This window comes from Brevibacterium litoralis, from assembly GCF_040212315.1.
Classification (GTDB): domain Bacteria; phylum Actinomycetota; class Actinomycetes; order Actinomycetales; family Brevibacteriaceae; genus Brevibacterium; species Brevibacterium litoralis.
Window position 1 is genome coordinate 1 of record NZ_JBDIUY010000039.1, and the last position, 20633, is coordinate 20633.

13 protein-coding genes and 1 pseudogene are annotated in these 20633 nt (G+C 66.0%); 3 read left to right on the top strand and 11 right to left on the bottom strand.

Annotated elements, in window-relative coordinates:
- Positions 1 to 43: 43 nt before the first annotated feature.
- A pseudogene (locus AAD496_RS13330) lies at positions 44 to 1201 on the top strand (IS3 family transposase).
- 122 nt (positions 1202 to 1323) lie between these two features.
- Here the strand turns inward: AAD496_RS13330 and AAD496_RS13335 are convergent.
- The 7 genes from AAD496_RS13335 to AAD496_RS13365 all read right to left on the bottom strand — a co-directional run bounded on the left by AAD496_RS13335 (position 1324) and on the right by AAD496_RS13365 (position 11546).
- Positions 1324 to 2085, bottom strand: coding sequence for an SGNH/GDSL hydrolase family protein (locus AAD496_RS13335; RefSeq protein WP_349829308.1), 762 nt, complete (start codon positions 2083 to 2085; stop codon positions 1324 to 1326).
- A gap of 414 nt (positions 2086 to 2499) precedes the next feature.
- Complete coding sequence (locus AAD496_RS13340; RefSeq protein WP_349829309.1) at positions 2500 to 3573, bottom strand: hypothetical protein; 1074 nt, start codon at positions 3571 to 3573, stop codon at positions 2500 to 2502.
- A gap of 175 nt (positions 3574 to 3748) precedes the next feature.
- Positions 3749 to 4513, bottom strand: coding sequence for a sulfotransferase family 2 domain-containing protein (locus AAD496_RS13345; RefSeq protein ID WP_349829310.1), 765 nt, complete (start codon positions 4511 to 4513; stop codon positions 3749 to 3751).
- The gene (locus AAD496_RS13350; protein ID WP_349829311.1) at positions 4510 to 5244 is read right to left on the bottom strand and encodes a CatB-related O-acetyltransferase; all 735 of its coding nucleotides are present in this window, start codon (positions 5242 to 5244) and stop codon (positions 4510 to 4512) included. Before AAD496_RS13350 ends, AAD496_RS13345 begins: the two co-directional genes overlap by 4 nt.
- Positions 5245 to 5286: 42 nt before the next feature.
- Positions 5287 to 9633, bottom strand: coding sequence for a glycosyltransferase (locus AAD496_RS13355; RefSeq protein ID WP_349829312.1), 4347 nt, complete (start codon positions 9631 to 9633; stop codon positions 5287 to 5289).
- Positions 9634 to 9776: 143 nt separating this feature from the next.
- Complete coding sequence (locus AAD496_RS13360) at positions 9777 to 10004, bottom strand: hypothetical protein (protein ID WP_349829313.1); 228 nt, start codon at positions 10002 to 10004, stop codon at positions 9777 to 9779.
- 30 nt (positions 10005 to 10034) lie between these two features.
- Positions 10035 to 11546 carry an IS1634 family transposase gene (locus tag AAD496_RS13365; RefSeq protein ID WP_433913772.1) on the bottom strand — a complete coding sequence of 504 codons (1512 nt, stop codon included), beginning with the start codon at positions 11544 to 11546 and terminating at the stop codon, positions 10035 to 10037.
- A gap of 653 nt (positions 11547 to 12199) precedes the next feature.
- Between AAD496_RS13365 and AAD496_RS13370 the strand changes: the two genes are divergently transcribed.
- Positions 12200 to 13177 (top strand): NAD-dependent epimerase/dehydratase family protein, encoded by a 978-nt coding sequence (locus tag AAD496_RS13370; RefSeq protein ID WP_349829314.1) that lies wholly within the window; start codon positions 12200 to 12202, stop codon positions 13175 to 13177.
- Positions 13178 to 13246: 69 nt separating this feature from the next.
- Here the strand turns inward: AAD496_RS13370 and AAD496_RS13375 are convergent, their stop codons facing one another.
- The 4 genes from AAD496_RS13375 to AAD496_RS13390 form a co-directional block, all read right to left on the bottom strand.
- Complete coding sequence (locus tag AAD496_RS13375; RefSeq protein WP_349829315.1) at positions 13247 to 14356, bottom strand: LCP family protein; 1110 nt, start codon at positions 14354 to 14356, stop codon at positions 13247 to 13249.
- A 228-nt stretch (positions 14357 to 14584) separates the two neighbouring features.
- On the bottom strand, positions 14585 to 15532 hold the full coding sequence (pheA, locus tag AAD496_RS13380) for a prephenate dehydratase (protein WP_349829348.1): 948 nt from the start codon (positions 15530 to 15532) through the stop codon (positions 14585 to 14587).
- A 2-nt stretch (positions 15533 to 15534) separates the two neighbouring features.
- Entirely contained in the window at positions 15535 to 16341 is an 807-nt protein-coding gene (locus AAD496_RS13385) for a glycosyltransferase family 2 protein (RefSeq protein ID WP_349829316.1), read from the bottom strand.
- Positions 16341 to 17222, bottom strand: a complete 882-nt coding sequence (locus AAD496_RS13390) for a DUF5926 family protein (RefSeq protein WP_349829317.1) — start codon at positions 17220 to 17222, stop codon at positions 16341 to 16343. Before AAD496_RS13390 ends, AAD496_RS13385 begins: the two co-directional genes overlap by 1 nt.
- Positions 17223 to 17468: 246 nt before the next feature.
- Between AAD496_RS13390 and clpB the strand changes: the two genes are divergently transcribed.
- Positions 17469 to 20150 (top strand): ATP-dependent chaperone ClpB, encoded by a 2682-nt coding sequence (gene clpB / locus AAD496_RS13395; RefSeq protein ID WP_349829350.1) that lies wholly within the window; start codon positions 17469 to 17471, stop codon positions 20148 to 20150.
- Positions 20151 to 20633: the final 483 nt, after the last annotated feature.

Below are 20633 nucleotides of genomic sequence, written 5' to 3' on the forward strand. Positions count from 1 at the left end.
CTGATCTGGCTTGCCCGCTGGGTGGCCTGGAAGGATGTGCACCATGCCCGCTCCCTACCCCCAGGAGTTCCGCGATGGCGTCGTGCGTGTGGCCCGGTCCCGTGAGGACGGCGTCACCATCGCGCAGATCGCGAAGGACTTCGGCGTCCACGAGATGACGCTGCACAAATGGATCCGCCAAGCCGACGTCGAGGCAGGAGTCCGGACCGGGACGACCCGCGAGGAGGCCGCCGAGACACGAGAGCTCTAGCGCCGTGTTCGCCTGCTGGAGCAGGAGAACGAGGTCCTCCGCCGTGCCGCGGCTTACCTCTCCCAGGCGAACCTGCCGGGAAAAAGCTCTACCCGCTCGTGAGCGAGCTCGCCGCTGACGGGATCCCCGTCGCGGTGTCCCTGCGGGTCCTGAAGCTCTCCCGCCAGCCCTACTACCGCTGGCGAAACCAGCAGGTCACCCAGGCCGAGCTGATCGAGGCCTACCGCGCCAACGCCCTGCTGGACGCCCACAGTGACGACCCCGAGTACGGGTACCGGCTCCTGGTCGACGAGGCCGCGGAGGCCGGCGAGGTGATGTGCGAGCGGACCGCGTGGAAGATCTGCCGGGACAACCAGTGGTGGTCCGCCTTCGGCAAGAAGCGTGGCAAGAACGGGAAGCGTCCCGGTCCACGACGACCTGGTCCAGCGGGACTTCTCCGCCGATGACGTCAACGAACTGTGGCTGACCGATATTACGGAGCACTGGACCGATGAGGGCAAGCTCTACCTCTGCGCCATCAAGGACGTGTTCTCCGGCCGCATCGTCGGCTACTCCATCAGCGACCGGATGAAGGCCCGTCTCGCAGTGAACGCCCTGGACAACGCGGTGTCTCGTCGTCGCGACGCTGCCGGATGCATAGTGCACTCGGACCGCGGGAGCCAATTCAGGTCACGCAAATTCGTGCATGCACTGAACCGTCATCACCTCATCGGATCGATGGGGAAAGTCGGCGCCGCCGGGGACAACGCCGCGATGGAATCCTTCTTCGCACTCCTCCAGAAGAACGTCCTGGACCGCAAGCGGTGGCAGACCCGAGAGGAGCTACGCATCGCAATGATCACTTGGATCGAGCGGACCTATCACCGGCGTCGTCGACAGGCCCGCCTGGGCCGATTGACCCCCATCGAATACGAGACCATCATGAACCCCGCCGTGGACCTCGCGGCCTGACACCCCAACTGTCACCTGATCGTGCGGCAGTCCCGCCGAGAGAATCGTGACCTGCCAATCTCCCAGCACCTACTATTCTCAGTTCGATCCCAGAGCTCAGTCTGGCGTGAACTAATTCCTGCTCAGGTGATCAGCGTGCGCAGTGCCCACGCTTCAAGCGCGTTCGCACGCGAGTTCTCATGAACTGCGTCGACCATCAAACCAGCCCGCCGTGCTTCGTCAAATTCACCGATGACCTGTTCGAAGTCGATCAGTGGCCAATCGTGCAGCTGCGCCACCTCATACAGCTTTGACATCATCGGCTCAATGTCCTGCCGAGGTCGAGTCGACGAGCCCAGCCCCCCTGGGCTGACAACTACCACGGGAACTTTTAGCGCAGCAACTTTGTCGTAGAGTTCCTGAATACCAGCAACGTCGGTGGGCCGATTAGTACCGAGTCCAACGAATAACGCGTCAGGCTTGACATGATCCGTGAGGCTGGCCCAGGTCGCACACGGGCGGGAGTCTCGCCAATGGATCGCTGCCGACCCGCCACGTGCAAACTTTGTCACACGCAAGCCCTGCCGAGGATATGTGAGCACGACCCCTAAAACATCGATCGGCTCCGAAGACGACATGGACATCGTGTGCACGTCGTCCACAAGCTCGCCAGCATCGATGTTCTGCCATCCGACTTCGGCGGCGAGCGTGTATCGTGTTTTCGTCCCGTCGACCGAGAAAGTGACCGTCGCGCCCGACGAAGCACGCACTTTCCATACTGCCCCCGTATGGGCGTACGACGACGTGAACCCAACCGAGTACGGGCCGGTCAATTCCGCAACGAGACCGATCCGTCCTGCGCCACCATAGACCATGTTCATCGCCGTCCAACGATCATCATCCATCGGTGCACATGCCTGTTCGAACGCGGGCGGCGCAGAGAGCAGCCGTCCGAGCTGTGCAGGATATGACAGAACGCCTGCCGCGGGTCTAATGGACCCCGCGAACGTCTTAGAATCACCGATGGAGACAACGTTATGCATGAGCCGACCAGCGCGCGCCAACGCGACCTTCTCGCGAAGTTCGAACAACGACGGTGACTCCCCGTTGAATACAGGGCTCGTCCAAGTTCTGGTTAGTTTCATACGGCCGTAGTTCCGAGCCTCTCTACCTTCGACGGATGACATGCTGCTACTGCGGTTCCTGCACCAATCGCCAATGCGACATTTTGCTCTTGTGTCAAGTATGTGGTAGGTTAACGACGGTGATCCAGTGGAATGCAGCGTCTTTCCATTCTACCTTACACGCATACTGAATGCTCAAGCCGACGGCCGCGATTGCGAACGTGCCGCACCCGATTTGAGGCGCAGATTCTCCTCATAGAGACCAACGACCGCGGTTGCGAGCTGAGCAGTGAGATGGTCGAGTTCAGGATTCGGAACCTCTTGTCGACTCCACGGCACCGTGATCTTGTCCATGTACGCACTAGGATCCGTCCACTTAGCTACGCTATCAATGCGCGACCAGTAGCAATCCGGAATATAGGGGCGTAGGGAATCAAGCGAGTGTTGAGCGTGGCCGAGAATACGTTGAACGTGCTCCAGCGGAATCACCCACGGAGTGCGGTCACCCTCCACGAACTGTTCGAGGATGAAATCATTGCGCGATTCATGAGGGCCAGGACGTAGATGGCGGTGGCGCTGATAAAGACGTAGGACGGACCCAGGCAAGCTTCTATTCGATCGGCGCTCACTGTCCGGTGCATGACTTGCACGCTCGATGCCAAAGAGAGCGTTAACGTCTTCGATAATATCCGCTTGGTGAAGTGGGATCACTGACAGTGAGTTCACATTCTCGGCCCACTGCTGCAGTTGCGGCGCGTGCATACGTCCAGGTTCAGACCGAGCGATAAATTGATCGAGCGATTGCTCTGTCCAAGCACCCCACTGCCACCACCCTGAGTTCGCGGCATCTACAGCAGGTCGGATCCATGCAAGGACGTCCACTTCTACACTGTCCGGCACAAGGGCAAGGACTGCCGCAGCAGCATTGCTCTCTCCGATCCAGCCTTCACACGAGAGAACAATCGTATCCTTCGAAGCGAACCCGGCGTCAAAGCCATGCTCAAGCAGGCGAGCAAATTCTGCAGTATTGGGGAGATGTGTAAACCGCTGCGAGATGCGGTAACCGAACGGTGAGTTCTCCGCTTGCCGCCGGATGCGTTCAGCGTCGGTGATCAGTCCGCCCTTCGCTTGCAGCAAACCGTACCCAGCACGCCCGATTTTTGGCGTCTCAAATTCGCCTAGGCTCGAAAGATACGTCTGCAATGCGCTGCTTCCGCATTTCGGGGCGCCCACGTGGAGAATAAGTCGTTTTTGCACCGTCTCATCCACGTCTTATCGCTAGTAGTCACGAACAGCTTTCCGGGCCGCTCCAGCATTCCGAAAGGACACCGCCGTGTCAAGTTACAGACGTAACTCAGATAGAGTCCCCCGCACGATCAGGAGCGTTCCGCGGACATTAATCAACAAGAAGCGGCGACCGACGCCGCGCATCTTTGCGCTCGGGCTATCGCGTCGACGCCCCAATGCGCGTCATGAGCTCCTCATCGGCACTCGCATACTCCGCCAGACGCTCAGCGTTCTTCTCGTCGTCGAACGTGCGAGCGAGACGCGGCCATCGCTCTTCACCGGCAGGTCGGTCACCTGCGTTGACGAAGCTGTCGGTCACAGAGATCCTGACACCGAATCGCATGTGGATGTCGTCCTCGAGCCGATCCAGGCGATCCGTCGTGTAGACGCCGTTCAACCCCTCGAGTGCCGTGCTCGCCCGCTCAATCAGGTCGGAGCGGCTGACATCGACCAGAGTGCCGCGGCCACGCATCAGGCGTGAGGCGAAGTAATTGCAGTAGAAGTTATCGTAGTGGTCACGGATGAAATCCTGCCACGCCGCATCCCCGCCGAAGAAGTAATCGTCAGGGCTCTCCTCAAGTATCTTCTGCTTGCCTGTATTCTCAGGGAGGTCGAGCTGCTCGCGCGAGAGTTCGCGGGCTTCTTTCAGAAGGTAGAAGTAGAACGACGCGATCCGCTCTTGCGGATCGCGGAGAACCGTGAACACGAAGCGCCGAGCCGCAAGCTGATCGATCGCCGACCAGTCGATGTGACCGGAGTAAAGCCGATACCCCGGACGCAACTGCTCTTCAGGTCGCGCCTGGGTGTGAACACGCACCGGTGAAACGTACTTCTCTCCGCCGACGAGCCGAACCAATTCGTTGTGAATCGTCTGCCCGGCGGTCTTCGGGACGTGCAGGAAGACGATCGCGCTCTCGCTCACCACGGAGTCTCCCCGTTGCTGAGGTCCACGACGCTCGGCTCGAACGGCAGCTGGTCGTTCATGTCGAGCACACCGGCGATGAAATCGTGGGGTCGCGACGGATCGAGGTGCTGAAGTTGCCACGGCGCAAATCGCCACCACTGACTACGCAGCATCGGGCTGATCAGTTGCGGCGCGAGCCGGGACTTCTTGATCACGGCAGGATTGCCGGCGACGACCGCATACGGCGGGACATCCTTCACCACAACCGAGTTCGCAGCCACGATGGCGCCGTCGCCGATCGTCACACCGGCCTTGATCATGGCTCCGTGCCCGATCCAGACGTCGTTCCCGATGGTCGTGATCTGCGCACGCGTCGGAGGCGCGGAAGTCTCGAAGTTATAGGCGTGGTACTCCTCCGCTCCGGCGAACCCGCCCTCCAGCGAGAAAAGCTGGTCATTCAGATAGAACGCCGGGCTCGTCGACGCCCAGGTCAGCGGGTGATCCTGACGCCCGATCTGCACCTCTTCGCCGAACGAGCAGTAGCGACCGATGCGTGCCGCGAAGCAGTACCCGGAGACCTGGTACGAGAACGCACCGAGCTCGAGCGAATACTGGTAGTCCGTCCACTTCAAGCTCGACGGCGCTTCGATACGACTGTTCTGAGGCAGACTGACCTTCGGCCCACCACGAGAGATCGCTTCGACTCCCTGGCCCTTGAGCCAGTCAATAGGTACCGCTACGTTGCTCATAGCGCAGTGTCCCTCCTCTGAAAATGAACGCCGTGTTCTCCGTTAGACCCTAGCTGAGACGCCGAGGTGACGATGCAGTGCCGCGAGAACGTCCTCCGCACCCCGCGTCTGGTCGAAAAGCGTCGCTCCCGGCCTGCTCGTCAGACGTTCTTCGAACGCGCCGAGCTTCGGTGCGACAACAGTGCACTTGCTGCTCAGCGCCTCGCTGAGCGTGTAGCACCACGTCTCCGGCCACACACTCAGGAAGAGTGCGACGTCCGGTTGGTACTTCTCGAGCAGCCGCGGCGCTTCAGCGGGCTTGTAGAACCCATGGATGCGCACGTTGTCGAGATCGTCGAACGCGGAGTCGTCTGCCGTCGGCCCGATTACGACGAAGTCGAGCGGCGACGATCGACGACTTGCGAGTCCGGCCAAATCGCGCAACACTCCGTGCCCCTTCTCCCACGACAGACCGCCGAGGAGTGCCACGGTGTAGCGATCCTTGCCGGGCTCCGGCATCACAGGGTCGGGGAAATCGTCCTCCGGGTGCGGGATCACGCGCATATTCGGGTGCCCGAGATGTGCGCCCAGACGTTCGAGGTGCGACTGCGTCGGGAACAGCAGCTCTTCCGCGCCCGACAGGATCGACTGCCAGCCCTCGCGCCAGCCCGCCACACTCTTGCCCGACGACACATACAGGTCGCGTGCGACAGGCAGCGGGCCATGCTTGGAGATGCAGGAAGTGCATTCGTCGAGCGACCGCGGCCCGTCGCAGAACTGACCGTTCGGCCGCGTCAGGAATACCCGGGGACAGGCAGACGCGTAGTCGTGGATCGTGGCCACGTAGGGTACGTCGAGATCTCCCAGGAGGCGCTGAGGGAAGCCGGCTTCGAAGCCGATGAGGTGGTGCAGGTGCCCGCGCTCGACTCCGGCGCTCTTGAGGTCTGCGACGAGTTCGTCGTACTCCGTCGCGACGGCGTAGTTCGCTTCCAGCTCCAGACCGGCGCAACTCAATTGCACATGCGTGGACGTGCGACGAGGATCGGGACGCAGCACCAATGAGCGTGCGTCAGCAGCGGCGTACGTCTCGGTGAGGTCGCGCACGTGCTTCTCGGTGCCACCGCCGAGGTGGTGCGTGAGATGGAGTGTGAAGCCTCTTCCGAATCTCGCGATCCGTGCCAGGTCGAGGCGCCGACGGTGCGCCGCAAGCGGATCGTCGTGAATGACGTCCTGGATCCATGCGTCGTACTCGGGGTAGCGGTCGCGGATCACGGAGAAGCTGTTCTGCAGCAGCGCCGAACGATCGCCCTGGAACGAACGGCTGCCGAGATGCTCGACGAACACCGATGGCGCCGCGACGTGATGCCAGCCGTGATCGTTCGCGCGCTGCGACCAGTCAGTCTCCTCGCCATACCCCTTGGTGAACGCCTTGTCGTCGAAGATGCCGATCTCATCGAGCGCGTCACGGCGGAGGTAGACGCAGAATCCATGACATGCCGGCGTGACGACATACTCGCCTCGCGACTTCTCCAGAGCCAGTGTCGCCAGTTCCTCCCGGCTGATGTCAGCCGGCATCTCCTGCTCGACTGCGGTGATCGGATACGAGAAGATCGTCGCGTTGTTGCTCATGGCGGTGACGGATGCGACTCGATCACTCGAATAGGCGCCGCCCCGCATCTCGTCGAGCCAACCATCGCTCACGATCGCATCAGAATTCAAGAGGACGACGTCGCGCCCCGAGTGAAGCGTCATGCCTTCATTCACCGTGGCCGGGAATCCGCGATTCCGTCGGTGGACGTGCAGCTCGATATCACGCGCCTCGCAGAACTCCTCCAGCCAACGGGTGACCTCGGGCTCCGGGCTCGCATCGTTGATCGCGATGAGGTGGAACGGCGTGTTCACCTCCGCGGAGAGCACAGACTCGAGACACGCGCGCGTCGCCTCGAGATCGCGGTAGACGGGAACGACGACGTCGACGACCGGATCCTTCTCGCGTTCCGACGTCGGAGCGGGTTCCACGAGATTGCGCGCTTCCAGCGACGGCAGCGCCGCATCCTCCTGGCCGCGTGCGGCGTCGAGCATGGCCGGAAGTGCGTCCTGCGTGAGCCAGGCCTTCGCGGGTTCGTCGAGGCCGAGGGACTCGACGTGACGGCGGATCTCTCGAATCGCGTTGACTGCGGACTGCCGGTTGAGCATCCACCGCTGGGCACCGTCGATCTTCGCGCCTGAGTCGGCGAAACCGACCTCGACGAGCTGTGAATCACGATGCAGCCGCACGGGGAGGTCGATCGCCCACGCGCTGGCGACCTCATCAGGCCGTGCCTCTTCGACCTCGGTTCTCCGGTAACTGGCCGAGGTGCGCCCCGTTCGCTTCCCATCGACGGAGATGGCAAAGACCGGCGGTTCTTCCATCTCGACAGATGAGGCAAGCCACCCTCGGACGCGACCGTTCGACACGTCTTCGATCAATGCGTCCAACACCACACTCGTGCGCATCGTCCAGACGACGTCGTCACGCGATGCGTCGACCAATTCGATGACGTGCTCGTCGCCGTCGAAAAGAGCATCGGAGAGTGAGAGGCGAGCGTATGAGATCGTCTGAACGGGCGAGCCTTTGTCGCGCTTCGGCGGAGCGCCGCATGGCTTCCCGTCGACTCGCGCCGAGAAGTCGGCGAGGGTCTGGACTCTGTCCACGGCCCACACGACGAGGTCGCCCCCACTCAGTCCGACCACTCCGGTGCGCGGTGTTTCGCTGCCGGTGAACCCGAACGCGTGCTCTCGGTCCGCCTCATCAGGCGCTGCGCCATCCGAGGTGAGGTCTGCATAGAGATCAGCGATCGCCCCGTATCGCGACTTGCGCAATGCGAGGTCAAGCCGTGAACCCGTGGCTTCGCACGGGTGGAAGGCGAACGCGTAATAGGCCGTGTGAACCGCCGACTCGAACTCCTCATGCTCGATGAGCTGGTCGACCAGCTCATCGAGCGCGCCCTTCGGAACGGTGACGGCGGAGTCGCGCAACTGCTCGAGGACGCCGTCGATCTCTTCGTTCGCCAGTGCGTCCAGCAGCATCGCCTGCCGCTGGGCCCGGGTCGGCGCCCAATCATCCAGACGACTCGCCGCCCCGACCTCGTGTCCTTCCGGCGCCTGAACCCAGGCGCAGCCGTCGAATCGCACGAGGTCTGACTCGAAGTGGTGAGGCCCGTACTGGTTCCACACCCCCGTCGGGGCAGCGGCGCGCGTGAGCCCGAAGAAGGGGAGGGCCATGAAGATAAAGCTCGTGTCGCCGACCTGGGTGCCCGACCGGTGCAGGAAGACCCGTGCCGACGTCGCCTCGTATGGCGCGCGCACGAGCGCCAACTGGTGATCGAACCTCGTGAGGCTCGTACCGCCCATGCGGGTCGATGACTCGACCATCAGCTCGTCGCTGGCGACGATCGCGCCATCGGCACCGAGCCAATCGACGCCGATGCTGCCCTCGCACCGGTGGTAGCCGAGATACGCCCCGAGCTCATAGTGGGCGCCGCCGATGACGCTCACCGCGGGTGCGTGCCGGAAACGCGGTTCGTCAGACGTCGTGTCGGCGTACCAGTACATCGTCGGGATGCCCGGAATCGCCCACGACGCGTTGAAGTCGACACCGACGCTGTCGGTGCGCGCTGCGGTGATATCCCAGTCGGCCCACGGGTCGGCGAAGTCAGCGCTCAACAGATTGCAGCCGTCATAGCGCTCGGCCAGCCAGTCTTCGAGGTGCAACGCGGGCCCGTACGAGGTGCCGTTCCACGTCGTGAGGGGGAACCGCGTGGCCACGAAGCCATCGTCACCGCCCAGGCGCATCGCCGAAGAGAAGTGCGTCTGCGGCACGTCCTGAGGCAGCCACGGACGGACTCCGGCCTCGTCCGCGACCTGCAACGACGTATGTGTCACGAATCCGAACCGACCGGGGATCCCCTCCCCCGTGTGAGAGCCAAGGCTGATCGAGAGACGAACGGTCTCGGCGAGCGGCGGGATCTCCACGAAGAAGGCGGCGAACTCGTAGTCGTCCAGTCGAGTGCCGCCCATGCGGTCGGCGCGACTGGTGACGGTGTGCCGGCCAACCCTGCGGATCTCGCCGTCTGCAAACGTCGCATGGACCTCGATGTCGATGTCGGAACGATGCGCCCCGAAGAAGGCGCCCACCTGATACCGGCCTGGTGCTCCTTCACTGCGGGGCTCCAGCGTCACGTCCTGCGAGAGTGTGGGAGATGCCCCCGCGTGCTGAGCGAACAGGTACGCCGTCGATGCGCCTTCGACAGACCACTTGGGTTCGAAGTCGACCCCGACGGCCGTGACATCGTCTTCGCCGTCCACATGCCAGGCGGTAAGCCCGGAAGTGAAGCTCGGGTTGGAAAGCAGGTTCGAGTCAGGGGTCACGAGGTCCGTCCGAAAGTCGCCGAGAATTGCGTATCGCCGCGTGCGGCACACTGCCTGTCATCGACGCACGAGCGATATGACGAAGTCTAGGAGGTCGATGCGTTCGCGATACAAGGCGAGCCGCGGCAGGCATCGTCACCACGTCACAGCGCGATGAGTCGGTGTCGGCCCGGCATGCCGTTCAGGTGCTCTGCGATCTCTGCAGGCTGAAGGTGCGACAAGAACTGCGCTTCGAGAAGCGGGAGGAGCTTCTGGTCGCGCTTGAGTTCGGGGCCGACCGCGTGCCCGGCGCCAGACACCGAGTACGGCGCATACTGCGACGTGTCGAACTTCCGCGACGCGTAGAGCGCGTGCACGACGTCGAGCGTCATCTCGGCGCCGTTGACCCGACTTGGCTCACGCTAGTGCCCCGCGGTGACGCGGGCCTTGATCGCTTCGACCGCGGCCGCAGCGTCTTCGTCGAGCGGGACCGCGGTCGCGACCTCCTGGTGGCCGATGGTCACGACGCCCTCGCGGTAGACGCGTAGCGCCCGGACGAACTTCCGGATCGACCAGCCTGTTGCTTCCTCGATCCATCGCGACACCGCAAGGGAAGCGATCACGATCTGCAGGTGCGCGTCGATCGAGTCCCGCAGCCGCGCGTAGATCGCCCGCGCCTTCAAGTCGCCCTTCGACATACGGAAACTCTTCTCGACCTGCAGGAGCCGGTGATACGAAGCGATGACGAAATCCGCCGGCTCATCGACGAGACTCGTCACGTATCCCTTGATGCCCGCCAAAGCTCGGGCCTTGTCCTCGCGCTCGCGGTTGACGGTCTTGTCGCCGCCGGTGAGCTTGACGAACCTGTTGCGCTTGACCGGAGTCTTCCCCGCGACGGCGTTCTCGGCCTTCGCGACCTGCTCTGCAATGCCTTTCAGCGTCCGGCGGGCGTTGTCGTGCTTGTAGCGGTAGTAGTAGACGTGATCCCGGCGGCCATCGGTCGGGCTGGCGGGCCAGGGCTGTGTGAACACGTGCCCGTCGGGAATCGCCTCCCCGGGATACTCGGCCCGCCAGCGCTCGATCACGTAAGGGACCTTCGGGGTCTTCGCCCCGAGGATGAAGCTCAACCCCGCCTGCTCGATGGCCTTCTTGTTCTGCTCGGACACCATGCCCGCATCCGCGACGACCGTGATATTCGACAGGCCATGCGCTGTCATGAACGCCTCGAGCATCGGCAGCATCGTCGCGGTCTCGGCCTTGTTTCCCTCGAACGCCTCCACCCGCAACGGGAACCCCGCCGCGTCCGTGAGCAGGCCGACAGTGATCTGCGGTTCCAGCCTCCGCTCCTTGCTGAACCCGGGCTCACGGAACCCGTCGCCCTCGTGAGCTTCGTAGTAGAGCGTGGTCACGTCGTAGAGCACCAGCGCCGCAGGCCCCAGCTCCGCGTTCGACGCGAGAACCCGCGCGAGATCATCCCGGAACGTGTCGGTCGCGAACACCGGCAAGCGACGCTTGATCGTCGCGTAAGAAGCGGCGTCAACGCCGACTTCACCCAAGACCCGCGACGTGTCGACCTTGCTGGTCGGCTCGATGATCCGCGCGAGCACGAGCTGCCGGAACACGTCATCCGCGCCATCGACATCACCAAGCCCGAGGGCGTCGAACGCGAGATTCAGGCACCGCCAGAGCGACCCCATCGTCAGCCGCATCGGCAGAGGGCCACCCCGGTCGGGTTCCGGCTCGAGCCCGAGGTCGAGCTCGGGCTGGGAACCTGCGAGCTTCTGCCTCCCCGCGGCCTTCAGCAACGCGACATCCTCCGGGGTGTGCGCGGAACCGAGGTGCTCCACGATCCGCCGCGTCCCGTGATTCTTCTCCACGATCTGCACCGCGGTCGCGCCAGAGGACGTCTTCACGGTGCGCAGATACGGAGACACACCCCCAGGCTAGTGCCCCAAATCACGACCATTCCGCGAAGAAACCCCAGGTCAACGCGCCTCACGCCACTGAAACCCGCTCACCGTGAGCCAAGTCGGGTCAGATGGGGTTCCGTCTTGGAGTCGTACACCTCGGATGCCGCCAGCCTGGTGGGTGGAGCTGCTTTCGTGCGAGCGATACACGCCTGGGGCATGGTCGGTGTCGTCATCATGCTGGGCGGTCGATTCGTCGGAATCCTCGGCCGGGCGGCTTTCATCAGGACTGCTATCGGTCTTCAGCTCGTGTTCGCGGTCGGTGGTCTGGGCGTATGGCAGGGAATCCGCCTGTTCGCGAACCCTCCGACGCAGACGACGGTTATCACGTGGACGGTCATGCCTAGCGCCGGCCTGGTCGTCCTCGTGCTCGTGGGTGCGTTCGGGGTGAATCGAACGTCTCTGGAGGTCCATTCGGCTGGTCGCACTCCTCCTCGCGGGCCGTCTCCTCCGGACAGGTGAGTCCCTTCGACCGTCCGACTGCCGGAAGCCCACCCTGAACCCTGTGATCTCGGCGAGTTCCCAGGTGGTCGGGCGGGCCGAACGGGTAGGACGCAGGGTGCCGCGGCGGTAGGCTCGTGCCGGGCTCAGAACTGGTCGCAGGCCCGGAGGGGAGTGGAATGTCCGTCATCGTCACCGGCGCATCTGGGTTCATCGGTACCGCGATCACCCGCGCACTCGCGGAACGGGGCACACCCGTCATCTCGGTCGGTCGGACCGACCCCGGGATCGAGAACGTCCGCCACATCGAGTGGGACATCCGGCACCCCGCCCCCGTCGACGTCACCCGGCTGGGTAACGGAGCGACGGCGGTCGTCCACTGCGCAGCGGACGTCCGCGTCTGGGCACCGGAGGACGCGCTCCAGGCGACGAACGTCCAGGGCACCCGGCACGTACTCGACGCCTTTCCGAAGGCACGGATCGTCCACCTGTCCTCGACGGACGTCTATGATCCCTTCACCGTGCACGCGTCGGTCTACGAGGAAGCGGGCCCGCTCGACCCCGGTCACTATCCCTCTCCGTACGAACGCGCCGAGGCGCTCGCGGAGGGCGTCGTCCACCGCGTGCGTCCCGACGCCCTCGTCCTCCGCCCTCGGATGGTTTACGGCCCCGGCGAGTCCCGCTGGACCGAGGAGATCACCTCGCACGTGAAGAAGGGGCGCATCCGCCTGCCCCTCCGCGGCCGGGCGCGCATGACACTCACACACGTCGACAACGTCGTCGCCGCGGTCCTCGCCGGCCTCGACCATTCCGAGGTGCGCGGACCGGTGAACGTCGGTGACCCCGAGCCCTACGTCTTCCACGAGGCGCTCAACACCTTCCTCGCCCGCACCGGCCAGGACGTCATCGCCTTCGAACCGCTCGCCAGCGACCTGGCCCTCCTGGCCGCCTGGCGTGCGGAACGTCGGGTCCGCCGCAAGGGCGCCCGCCCGACGCTCACCCGCTACGTCGTCCGCCATCTCGTGCGCGACCGCACGTACAATCTCGGTCGCCTCCGGGACCTCCTCGGGGTCACCCCGGTCCAGGGACTCGAACCCGTCCCCGAGGACCGGTTCGCGGCGGAACACGGCGACACCCAACGCATCGAATTCTCCTGAACGCACACGAGGCGCCCTGCACTTCCCAGTGCAGGGCGCCTCGTGTGCGTGGTCCGGGAGGAGCCGGGCTCAGAGGTGCTCGTCCGGGGCCGCCTCGGCGTACTCGGCGACGGTGCCCTCGTCGAAGGCGGTGCGGAGTTCTTCGAGGCGTTCCTGGTCGACGTTGACGATCGACTGACCGTCGGAGGACGTACCGGTACCAGCGGTCGGTGCGGAGAAGAAGTCGACGCCGTTGGTGCCCATGCTCCGCAGCTTGATCGCGTACTGCGTAAGGGCTCCGGAATCCAGGCCGTCGTCGACGGTGACGTAGGGGGAGAAGGTCGAGACGGTCTGCGAGATCTTCTGCGGGTTGCTCAGCGTGTCCGCGGAGAGCACCTTGTCGATGACGCCCTTGAGAAAGGCCTGCTGGTTCCGGTTGCGCTGGAAGTCACCGTCGGAGAAGTTCTTGCGGGCACGGACGAAGGCGAGTGCTGCCTCGCCGTCGAGGTCGTTCGACCCCTCGACGAAGGAGTACCCGGCCGAGGTGAAGGAATGCTCCGACTCGACCGTGACGCCGCCCAAGGCGTCGGTGAGGCCCTTGAAGCCCTCCATGTCGATGACGGCCACGTGATCGATGTCCACATCGATGAAGTCGCTGACAGCCCGTACCGTGAGGGGCAGTCCTCCGTAGGACATCGCCGCGTTGATCTTCGCCTCGCCGTAGCCCTCGATCGGTACCCACATGTCTCGGGGGATCGACATGATCTGCATGCCGTCGCCCTTCTCCGGGATGTGCGCGACGAGAATGGTGTCCGAACGGTTGCCGGTCGTCGAGGTGTAGTCGAGACCGGCCGCACGGGCGTCGGAACCCAGCAGCAGGATGTTGGTGCCGTCGGCGGAGGCGGCTTCGTCCTCCCCGTCGTCCGCGGTGCCAGTGGACTGTTCTCCGAAGATCTCCGAGGAGTCGAGCTTCTGGGTGCCCTGGTCCCACTGGCGGCCCAGGTAGGAGACGTACCCGAAGGCGGCGACCGCCACGAGCACGAGCACGAGCAGGAGCACGATGAGGAACCACAACCACTTGCGGCTCTTCTTCCGCCTCCGCGGGCGCTGTTGGGGCTGCTGCTCGGGCTCGGCGGTGGCCGTGGCTGCTCCCGGCGCGATGATCCGGTCGAAATCGGAGCCGTCGGGGCCGTCGGTCATCGGTTTCCTCCAGTGTTCAGGTGCGCGTCGGCCGCCCGGCCGGTGGGCGCGGGGTGCCAGATGGTTCTCGCGGGGGATGTGACTCGCGCCCGGGACGCGGTCGGACAGAGCACACCCTAACCGGGGAGCCTGCGCGAACCCGGTATGGTCGGGGGTGACGCTCCCCCGGATTTCCTGGGAATCGGTGGACCCTGGAGTAGGGAGGTCCGGACCCGGGCGACCTCCGACTCAGTCGGTGGCGGCCGGTCCGTCTCCGGTCGTGAGGATCCGCTGCAGCCACGCCTGCGCGTCGGCGTAGGCGGCGTCCGAGATCTCCGGTGTGACGTCCGCTCCGGATCCGTCGGCCGTGGGGTACGAACCGAGGAACTGCAGGTCCCGGGTCACGCGGTGGATGCCGGTGAGGGCCTCGGCGACGCGGGCCTCGTGGATGTGCCCGAGGAAGTCGATGGAGAACTGGTACAGGCCCATCCCGTCCCCGGTGGGCCGGGACTCGATGCGAGAGAGGTTGATCCCGGCGTCCTGGAAGTGGGAGAGCATCTCCATGAGCGACCCCGAGCGGTCCGAGGCCAGGGCGATGACGACCGTGGTCTTGTCCGCTCCGGTCGCCCGTGGAAGGCGTCCCGGGGTGCGGACCATGACGAAGCGGGTGACGGCATCGGCCCGGTCGCCGATGTCCTCGGCGAGCACGTCGAGCCCGTAGGTCTCGGCGGCCAACCGGGGCACGACGGTTGCCTGGTACTCGGTGGTGCCGGCGGCGAGGTCCCGGGCGGCCGCGGCGGTCGACGAGGCGGGCCGGTACTCGGCGCCGAGGTGCTCGGCGACCCACCGGCGCACCTGGGCCTCGGCATGCGGGTGCGTCGACCAGGCCCGCACGTCCGCGAGTGTCGTCCCCGGCATGCCGGCGAGCACGAAGGTGATGGGGACGAGCGTCTCGGCGACGATCTGCAGGCTGCCGTGCCGGGACAGGGCGTCGAGGGTGGCCGGGACGCTGCCCTCCACGGAGTTCTCGATCGGCACGACCGTGGCGTCGAGGTCGCCGGCGGCCACGGCGGCCAGCGCCGAGTCGACGTCCTTCATGGGGACCCGTTCGGCCTCCTCGAAGCCGCGGTCCTCGAGCAGTCTGATGAGGGCGGCCTCCGTGAAGGTCGCCTGGGGGCCCAGGTATCCGAACCGCATGCTCACGAGGCGTCCTCGCCTTCTTTTCGCCGGGTGCGGGCGGCCGCCGTGCGGGCGAGGGAACCGAGTGCCTTCTTCCCGCGGCGCACCGTGAGCGCCCGTGCGACGTCCCGGTACTGGGCGGCCCGGTGCAGCTGTCCCTTGAGGTCGCGGCCGGTCACCCGGTGCTGGAGGTCGCACTCGACCTCCTCGACCCGGAGGCCGGCCTGCAACACGTCGATCGTCATCCCGGTCTCCACTCCCCAGCCGGCGGCGAAGGGCAGTGCGGCGTCGAATGCCTGGCGGGTCAGACACCGCATGCCGGACAGCGGCTGGGTGGCCTCGAACCCCGTGAGATCCGCGATCCCTCTACCCGCCAGCCCGACCACGAGACCGAACCCGCCGCCCTTGCGTTTCTGTGGGGGCAGGATCGCGATCGTCATGTCGGCCTCACCCGCGAGCACGGGACCGGTGAGCGGTGCGGTGTTCACCGCGGTGTCCTCCAGGTCCCCGTCGATGAAGAGCAAGGCGCGGTGGCATGGGGTCGAGCCCGGCTCGGCCTCGCTGATCTCGCGGTTGCGCACCGCGAACGCCCCGGTCATCATCGCCGCGGCCTTGCCCCGGTTCTTCCGGTGCGTGAGCACCTGGGCGCCGGCCTCCCGGGCGATCCGGCCGGTGTCGTCGGACGAACCGTCGTCGACGACGAGCACGAGATCGACACCCGGGATGCGCAGCGCGGCACGGACCGTCGCCGCGATCCGCTCCGCCTCGTCCTTGGCGGGCAGGATCGCGGCGACCGCGACCGGTGTGCCGGCATCCGCGGGGATCATCAGCGGACGGTGAGCTGACGGGAGACGACACCGGCTTTGGCGCGGCGCTCGTCCGCGGTGAGAGGCTCGGTGCGTGTCAGGGCGGTGTCGAAGGCCGTGGCGAAGTCGCCGAGCGGACCCTCGACGTCGTCCGGCTGGGTGCCCTCGGGCAGTTCCCACACGGGGATGACGATGCCGGAGGCGCGGAAGCAGCCCAGGTACTTGCCGGCACCGCCGAGGGTGTTCGAACCGGCGGCGTGCAGACGGGCGAGAGCGTCCATGACGCGGTCCTCGGGTTCGGTGTGCGCCCAGCGGACGTACTGACGGCCGGTCATCTCGGTCCAGTAGGCGCTCGGGGCGCTCACCAGCTTCTCCGTCGGAGAGATCCCCTCGTTCGCCTGGCCGAGGGCGCTCTTGAGGTCGGCGTCCTGCAGGTCGGCGTCCTCGGGCAGCCAGTAGTCGAAGGTCTCCTGGACGCGGACCTCGAAACCGGCCTCGATGTCGAGGATCTCCTGCAGGCGTGGGCCCTCACCGGGGTTCGAGTTCGCCTCGATCACGGTGCCGGGCTCCGCGTCCTGCACCGCGAGGATGCCCGCGGCGACGTCACGGGAGGGATCGGGGGAGGACACCGGGACCTGCATACCGGCGAACACGGCGCCGTCCGCGCGCTTGAAGGCCTGCCAGGCGGCCGGCAGCAGCGTCGCGAAGGTGACCTCCGTGCCGCCGAACTCCTCCTTGAGACGCGCGGTGGCGGTGGCCGCGGGGATCAGCTCCCGCAGGCACACGAGATCTGCCTCGAAGGGCAGACCCTCGAAGGGGCGCTGCACGAACGCGCCGGCCTGCGCCTTCGCCAGGCGCTTGGCGATGATGTCTTCCTTGGACTTCCTGGACTTCTTACCCATGCGGGCCAGTCTAGAGGGAGGGACGGACACGGTTCACCGCGGTGGGCGTGACCGGCGCGGTGGGCGCCGGTGGACAGGGCGCCTCGGCGGCGGGGAGGAGAGAGGAGTCGGAACCGGAGTTGAGTGCATGACGCTCAACTTTCCGGACTTGAGTGGAATATACTCAAGGTGCGAGAGGTTGTGCTCAGGGACGAGAACATCACCGAGGAGTGGGGTCGTGCCCCGCTCACGTGGAAGGACGTGTCGATGGACGCCAAACTCACGACGAAGTCGCAGGAAGCGGTCTCCGCCGCCCTGCGGACCGCGGTCGACCGCGGCCACCAGCAGATCGAGCCCGCTCATCTGCTCGACGCCCTGCTCGGGCAGGAGGGCAGCATCGCGGCGGCGCTGCTCGGTCACGTGCAGGCCGACCCGGCGGCGATCCGGGCCCGGATCGGTTCCGTGCTCGCCGGGATGCCGAGCGTGTCGGGGGCCTCCGTGCAGCAGCCGTCCCTGTCGCGGGCCGCGCTGCAGCTGATGAACACCGCCGAGAAGGAGATGACCTCCCTCGGCGACCAGTTCGTGTCGACCGAACACCTGCTCATCGCCGCGGTGCAGGACGCGGGCGAACTCGGGAAGGTGTTCTCGCAGGCGGGCGTCGACCGGGACACGCTCCTCAAGGCACTGCCCGAGGTCCGGGGAGGACACACAGTGACGAGCGAGAACCCCGAGGACACCTTCCAGTCGCTGGAGAAGTACGGTGTCGACCTCACGAAGGCCGCCCGCGACGGCAAGCTCGACCCGGTGATCGGGCGCGACTCGGAGATCCGTCGGGTCGTCCAGGTGCTCTCGCGCCGGACGAAGAACAACCCCGTGCTCATCGGCGAGCCCGGCGTCGGCAAGACGGCGGTCGTCGAGGGCCTGGCCCAGCGGATCGTCGCCGGTGACGTGCCGGAGTCCCTGCGGGACAAGACCCTCGTGTCGCTCGATCTGTCCGCCATGGTCGCCGGTGCCAAGTACCGCGGTGAGTTCGAGGAACGTCTCAAGGCCGTCCTCGAGGAGATCAAGGCCTCCGACGGCCAGGTCGTCACCTTCATCGACGAGATCCACACCGTCGTCGGCGCCGGTGCCACCGGGGACTCCGCGATGGACGCCGGCAACATGCTCAAGCCCATGCTCGCCCGCGGTGAGCTGCGCCTGGTGGGGGCGACGACCCTCGACGAGTACCGCGAGAACATCGAGAAGGACCCCGCGCTCGAACGCCGCTTCCAGCAGGTGTTCGTCGGTGAGCCGAGCGTCGAGGACACCGTCGCGATCCTCCGCGGACTCAAGGAACGGTACGAGGCGCACCACAAGGTGACGATCGCCGACTCCGCGCTCGTGGCCGCCGCCCAGCTGTCCAACCGGTACATCGCCGGCCGACAGCTGCCGGACAAGGCGATCGACCTGGTCGACGAGGCGGCCAGCCGTCTGCGGATGGAGATCGACTCCGCGCCGATCGAGATCGACGAGCTCCGCCGCGCCGTCGACCGCCTCAAGATGGAGGAGATGGCCCTGGAGAAGGAGGACGACCCGGCCTCGAAGCAGCGCCTGGCCGACCTCCGTGAGGACCTGGCCGACCGGCAGGAGGAACTCGCCGGCCTCACCGCCACCTGGGAGTCCCAGCGCGCGGGCCTCAACCGGGTCGGTGAACTCAAGCAGAAGCTCGACGACCTGCGGTCACAGGCGGAGAAGGCCACCCGCGAGACCGACCTGGAGACCGCCTCGCGCCTGCTCTACGGCGAGATCCCGGCCGTCGAGAAGGAGATCGCCGCCGCCGAGGAGGCGGAGAACGCCGCACGTGCGGGTGGCGGGCAGGGCGCCTCGGGAGCGGGGGCCGATGACGGCATGGCCGGTGCGGGCGTGCCCGGCGGCAAGCGGATGGTGAACGAGCAGGTGCGTTCGGACGACATCGCCGAGGTGGTCGCCGCCTGGACCGGCATCCCCGCCGGTCGCCTGCTGCAGGGTGAACGGCAGAAGTTGCTGCACGCCGAGGAGGTCATCGGGCAGCGGCTGATCGGGCAGGTGGACGCCGTCGCCGCGGTGTCCGACGCGATCCGCCGCTCGCGCGCCGGCGTCTCCGACCCGGACCGGCCGACCGGCAGCTTCCTGTTCCTCGGCCCGACGGGCGTGGGCAAGACGGAGCTGGCCAAGTCGCTGGCCGACTTCCTGTTCGACGACGAGCGCGCTCTCGTGCGCGTGGACATGAGCGAGTACGGCGAGAAGCACTCCGTCGCGCGGCTGGTGGGCGCGCCTCCCGGGTACGTGGGCTACGAATCCGGTGGGCAGCTGACCGAGGCGGTCCGGCGGCGTCCTTACTCCGTCGTCCTGCTCGACGAGGTGGAGAAGGCGCACCCGGACGTGTTCGACGTCCTGCTCCAGGTGCTCGACGACGGGCGGCTGACCGACGGGCAGGGGCGGACCGTGGACTTCCGGAACACGATCCTCATCCTTACCTCGAACCTCGGCTCGCAGTTCCTGGTCGACCAGTCGCTGTCCACCGAGGACCAGCGGAAGAACGTCATGGACGTCGTCCACGCCGCGTTCAAGCCGGAGTTCCTCAACCGCCTGGACGACGTGGTCATGTTCGACGCACTGTCCATGCAGGACCTCAGCCGGATCGTCGACCTGCAGGTCGCCTCGATGCAGGAGCGTCTGCACGAGCGTCGCCTGGTGCTACAGGTGTCCGAGGCGGCCGCCGAGTGGCTGGCGCTGGAGGGCTACGACCCGGCCTACGGTGCCCGGCCGCTGCGCCGGCTCGTGCAGAAGGAGATCGGCGACCGGCTGGCCCGCGAGATCCTCGCCGGGAACGTGCTCGACGGCGACACCGTCCGCGTGGACCGCACGAACGACTTCGAGGCGACGGGCCTGGAGGTCACCGCGGTGCGGTCCGCTCCCGAGGCGCGCTGACGTCCACGTGTAGAGGTGCCGGGTGGGTTGCCGGGCGGGGATGCGAGGTAATCGCATTCTGACGAAGCACTTGTCTCGTAGTCATGCATGACTACGAGACAAGTGCTTCGTCAGAACGCATCGTGCTCGTCATGGCGGGTGAGGTGGAGCCTCACCGGCGGGTGGACCGCGGTGTCGTCGTGAGCGGGTGGCCGTGGCGGACACGGAACACGGGGTGTGACGGGACGCCCAGGCCAGGACCGTAGGCTGTGTGCCCATGAACGACCAGGAGCTGCCGCAGCGTCCCGCGAACCCGCCGTCGACGCCACCGGCACCATCGCACGCACCCTCGGTGACGAGGGACGATGCGGCGACGCAGGCGTTCGACCCGAACAGGACCCAGGCGTTCGATCCGAATGCCACCCAGACGATGACGGCGCGGCCCGTCGACGTCCCGGGGTCACCTGTGGCGGGTTCTCCGGGGGCGTCTCCGCGGGCACGCGA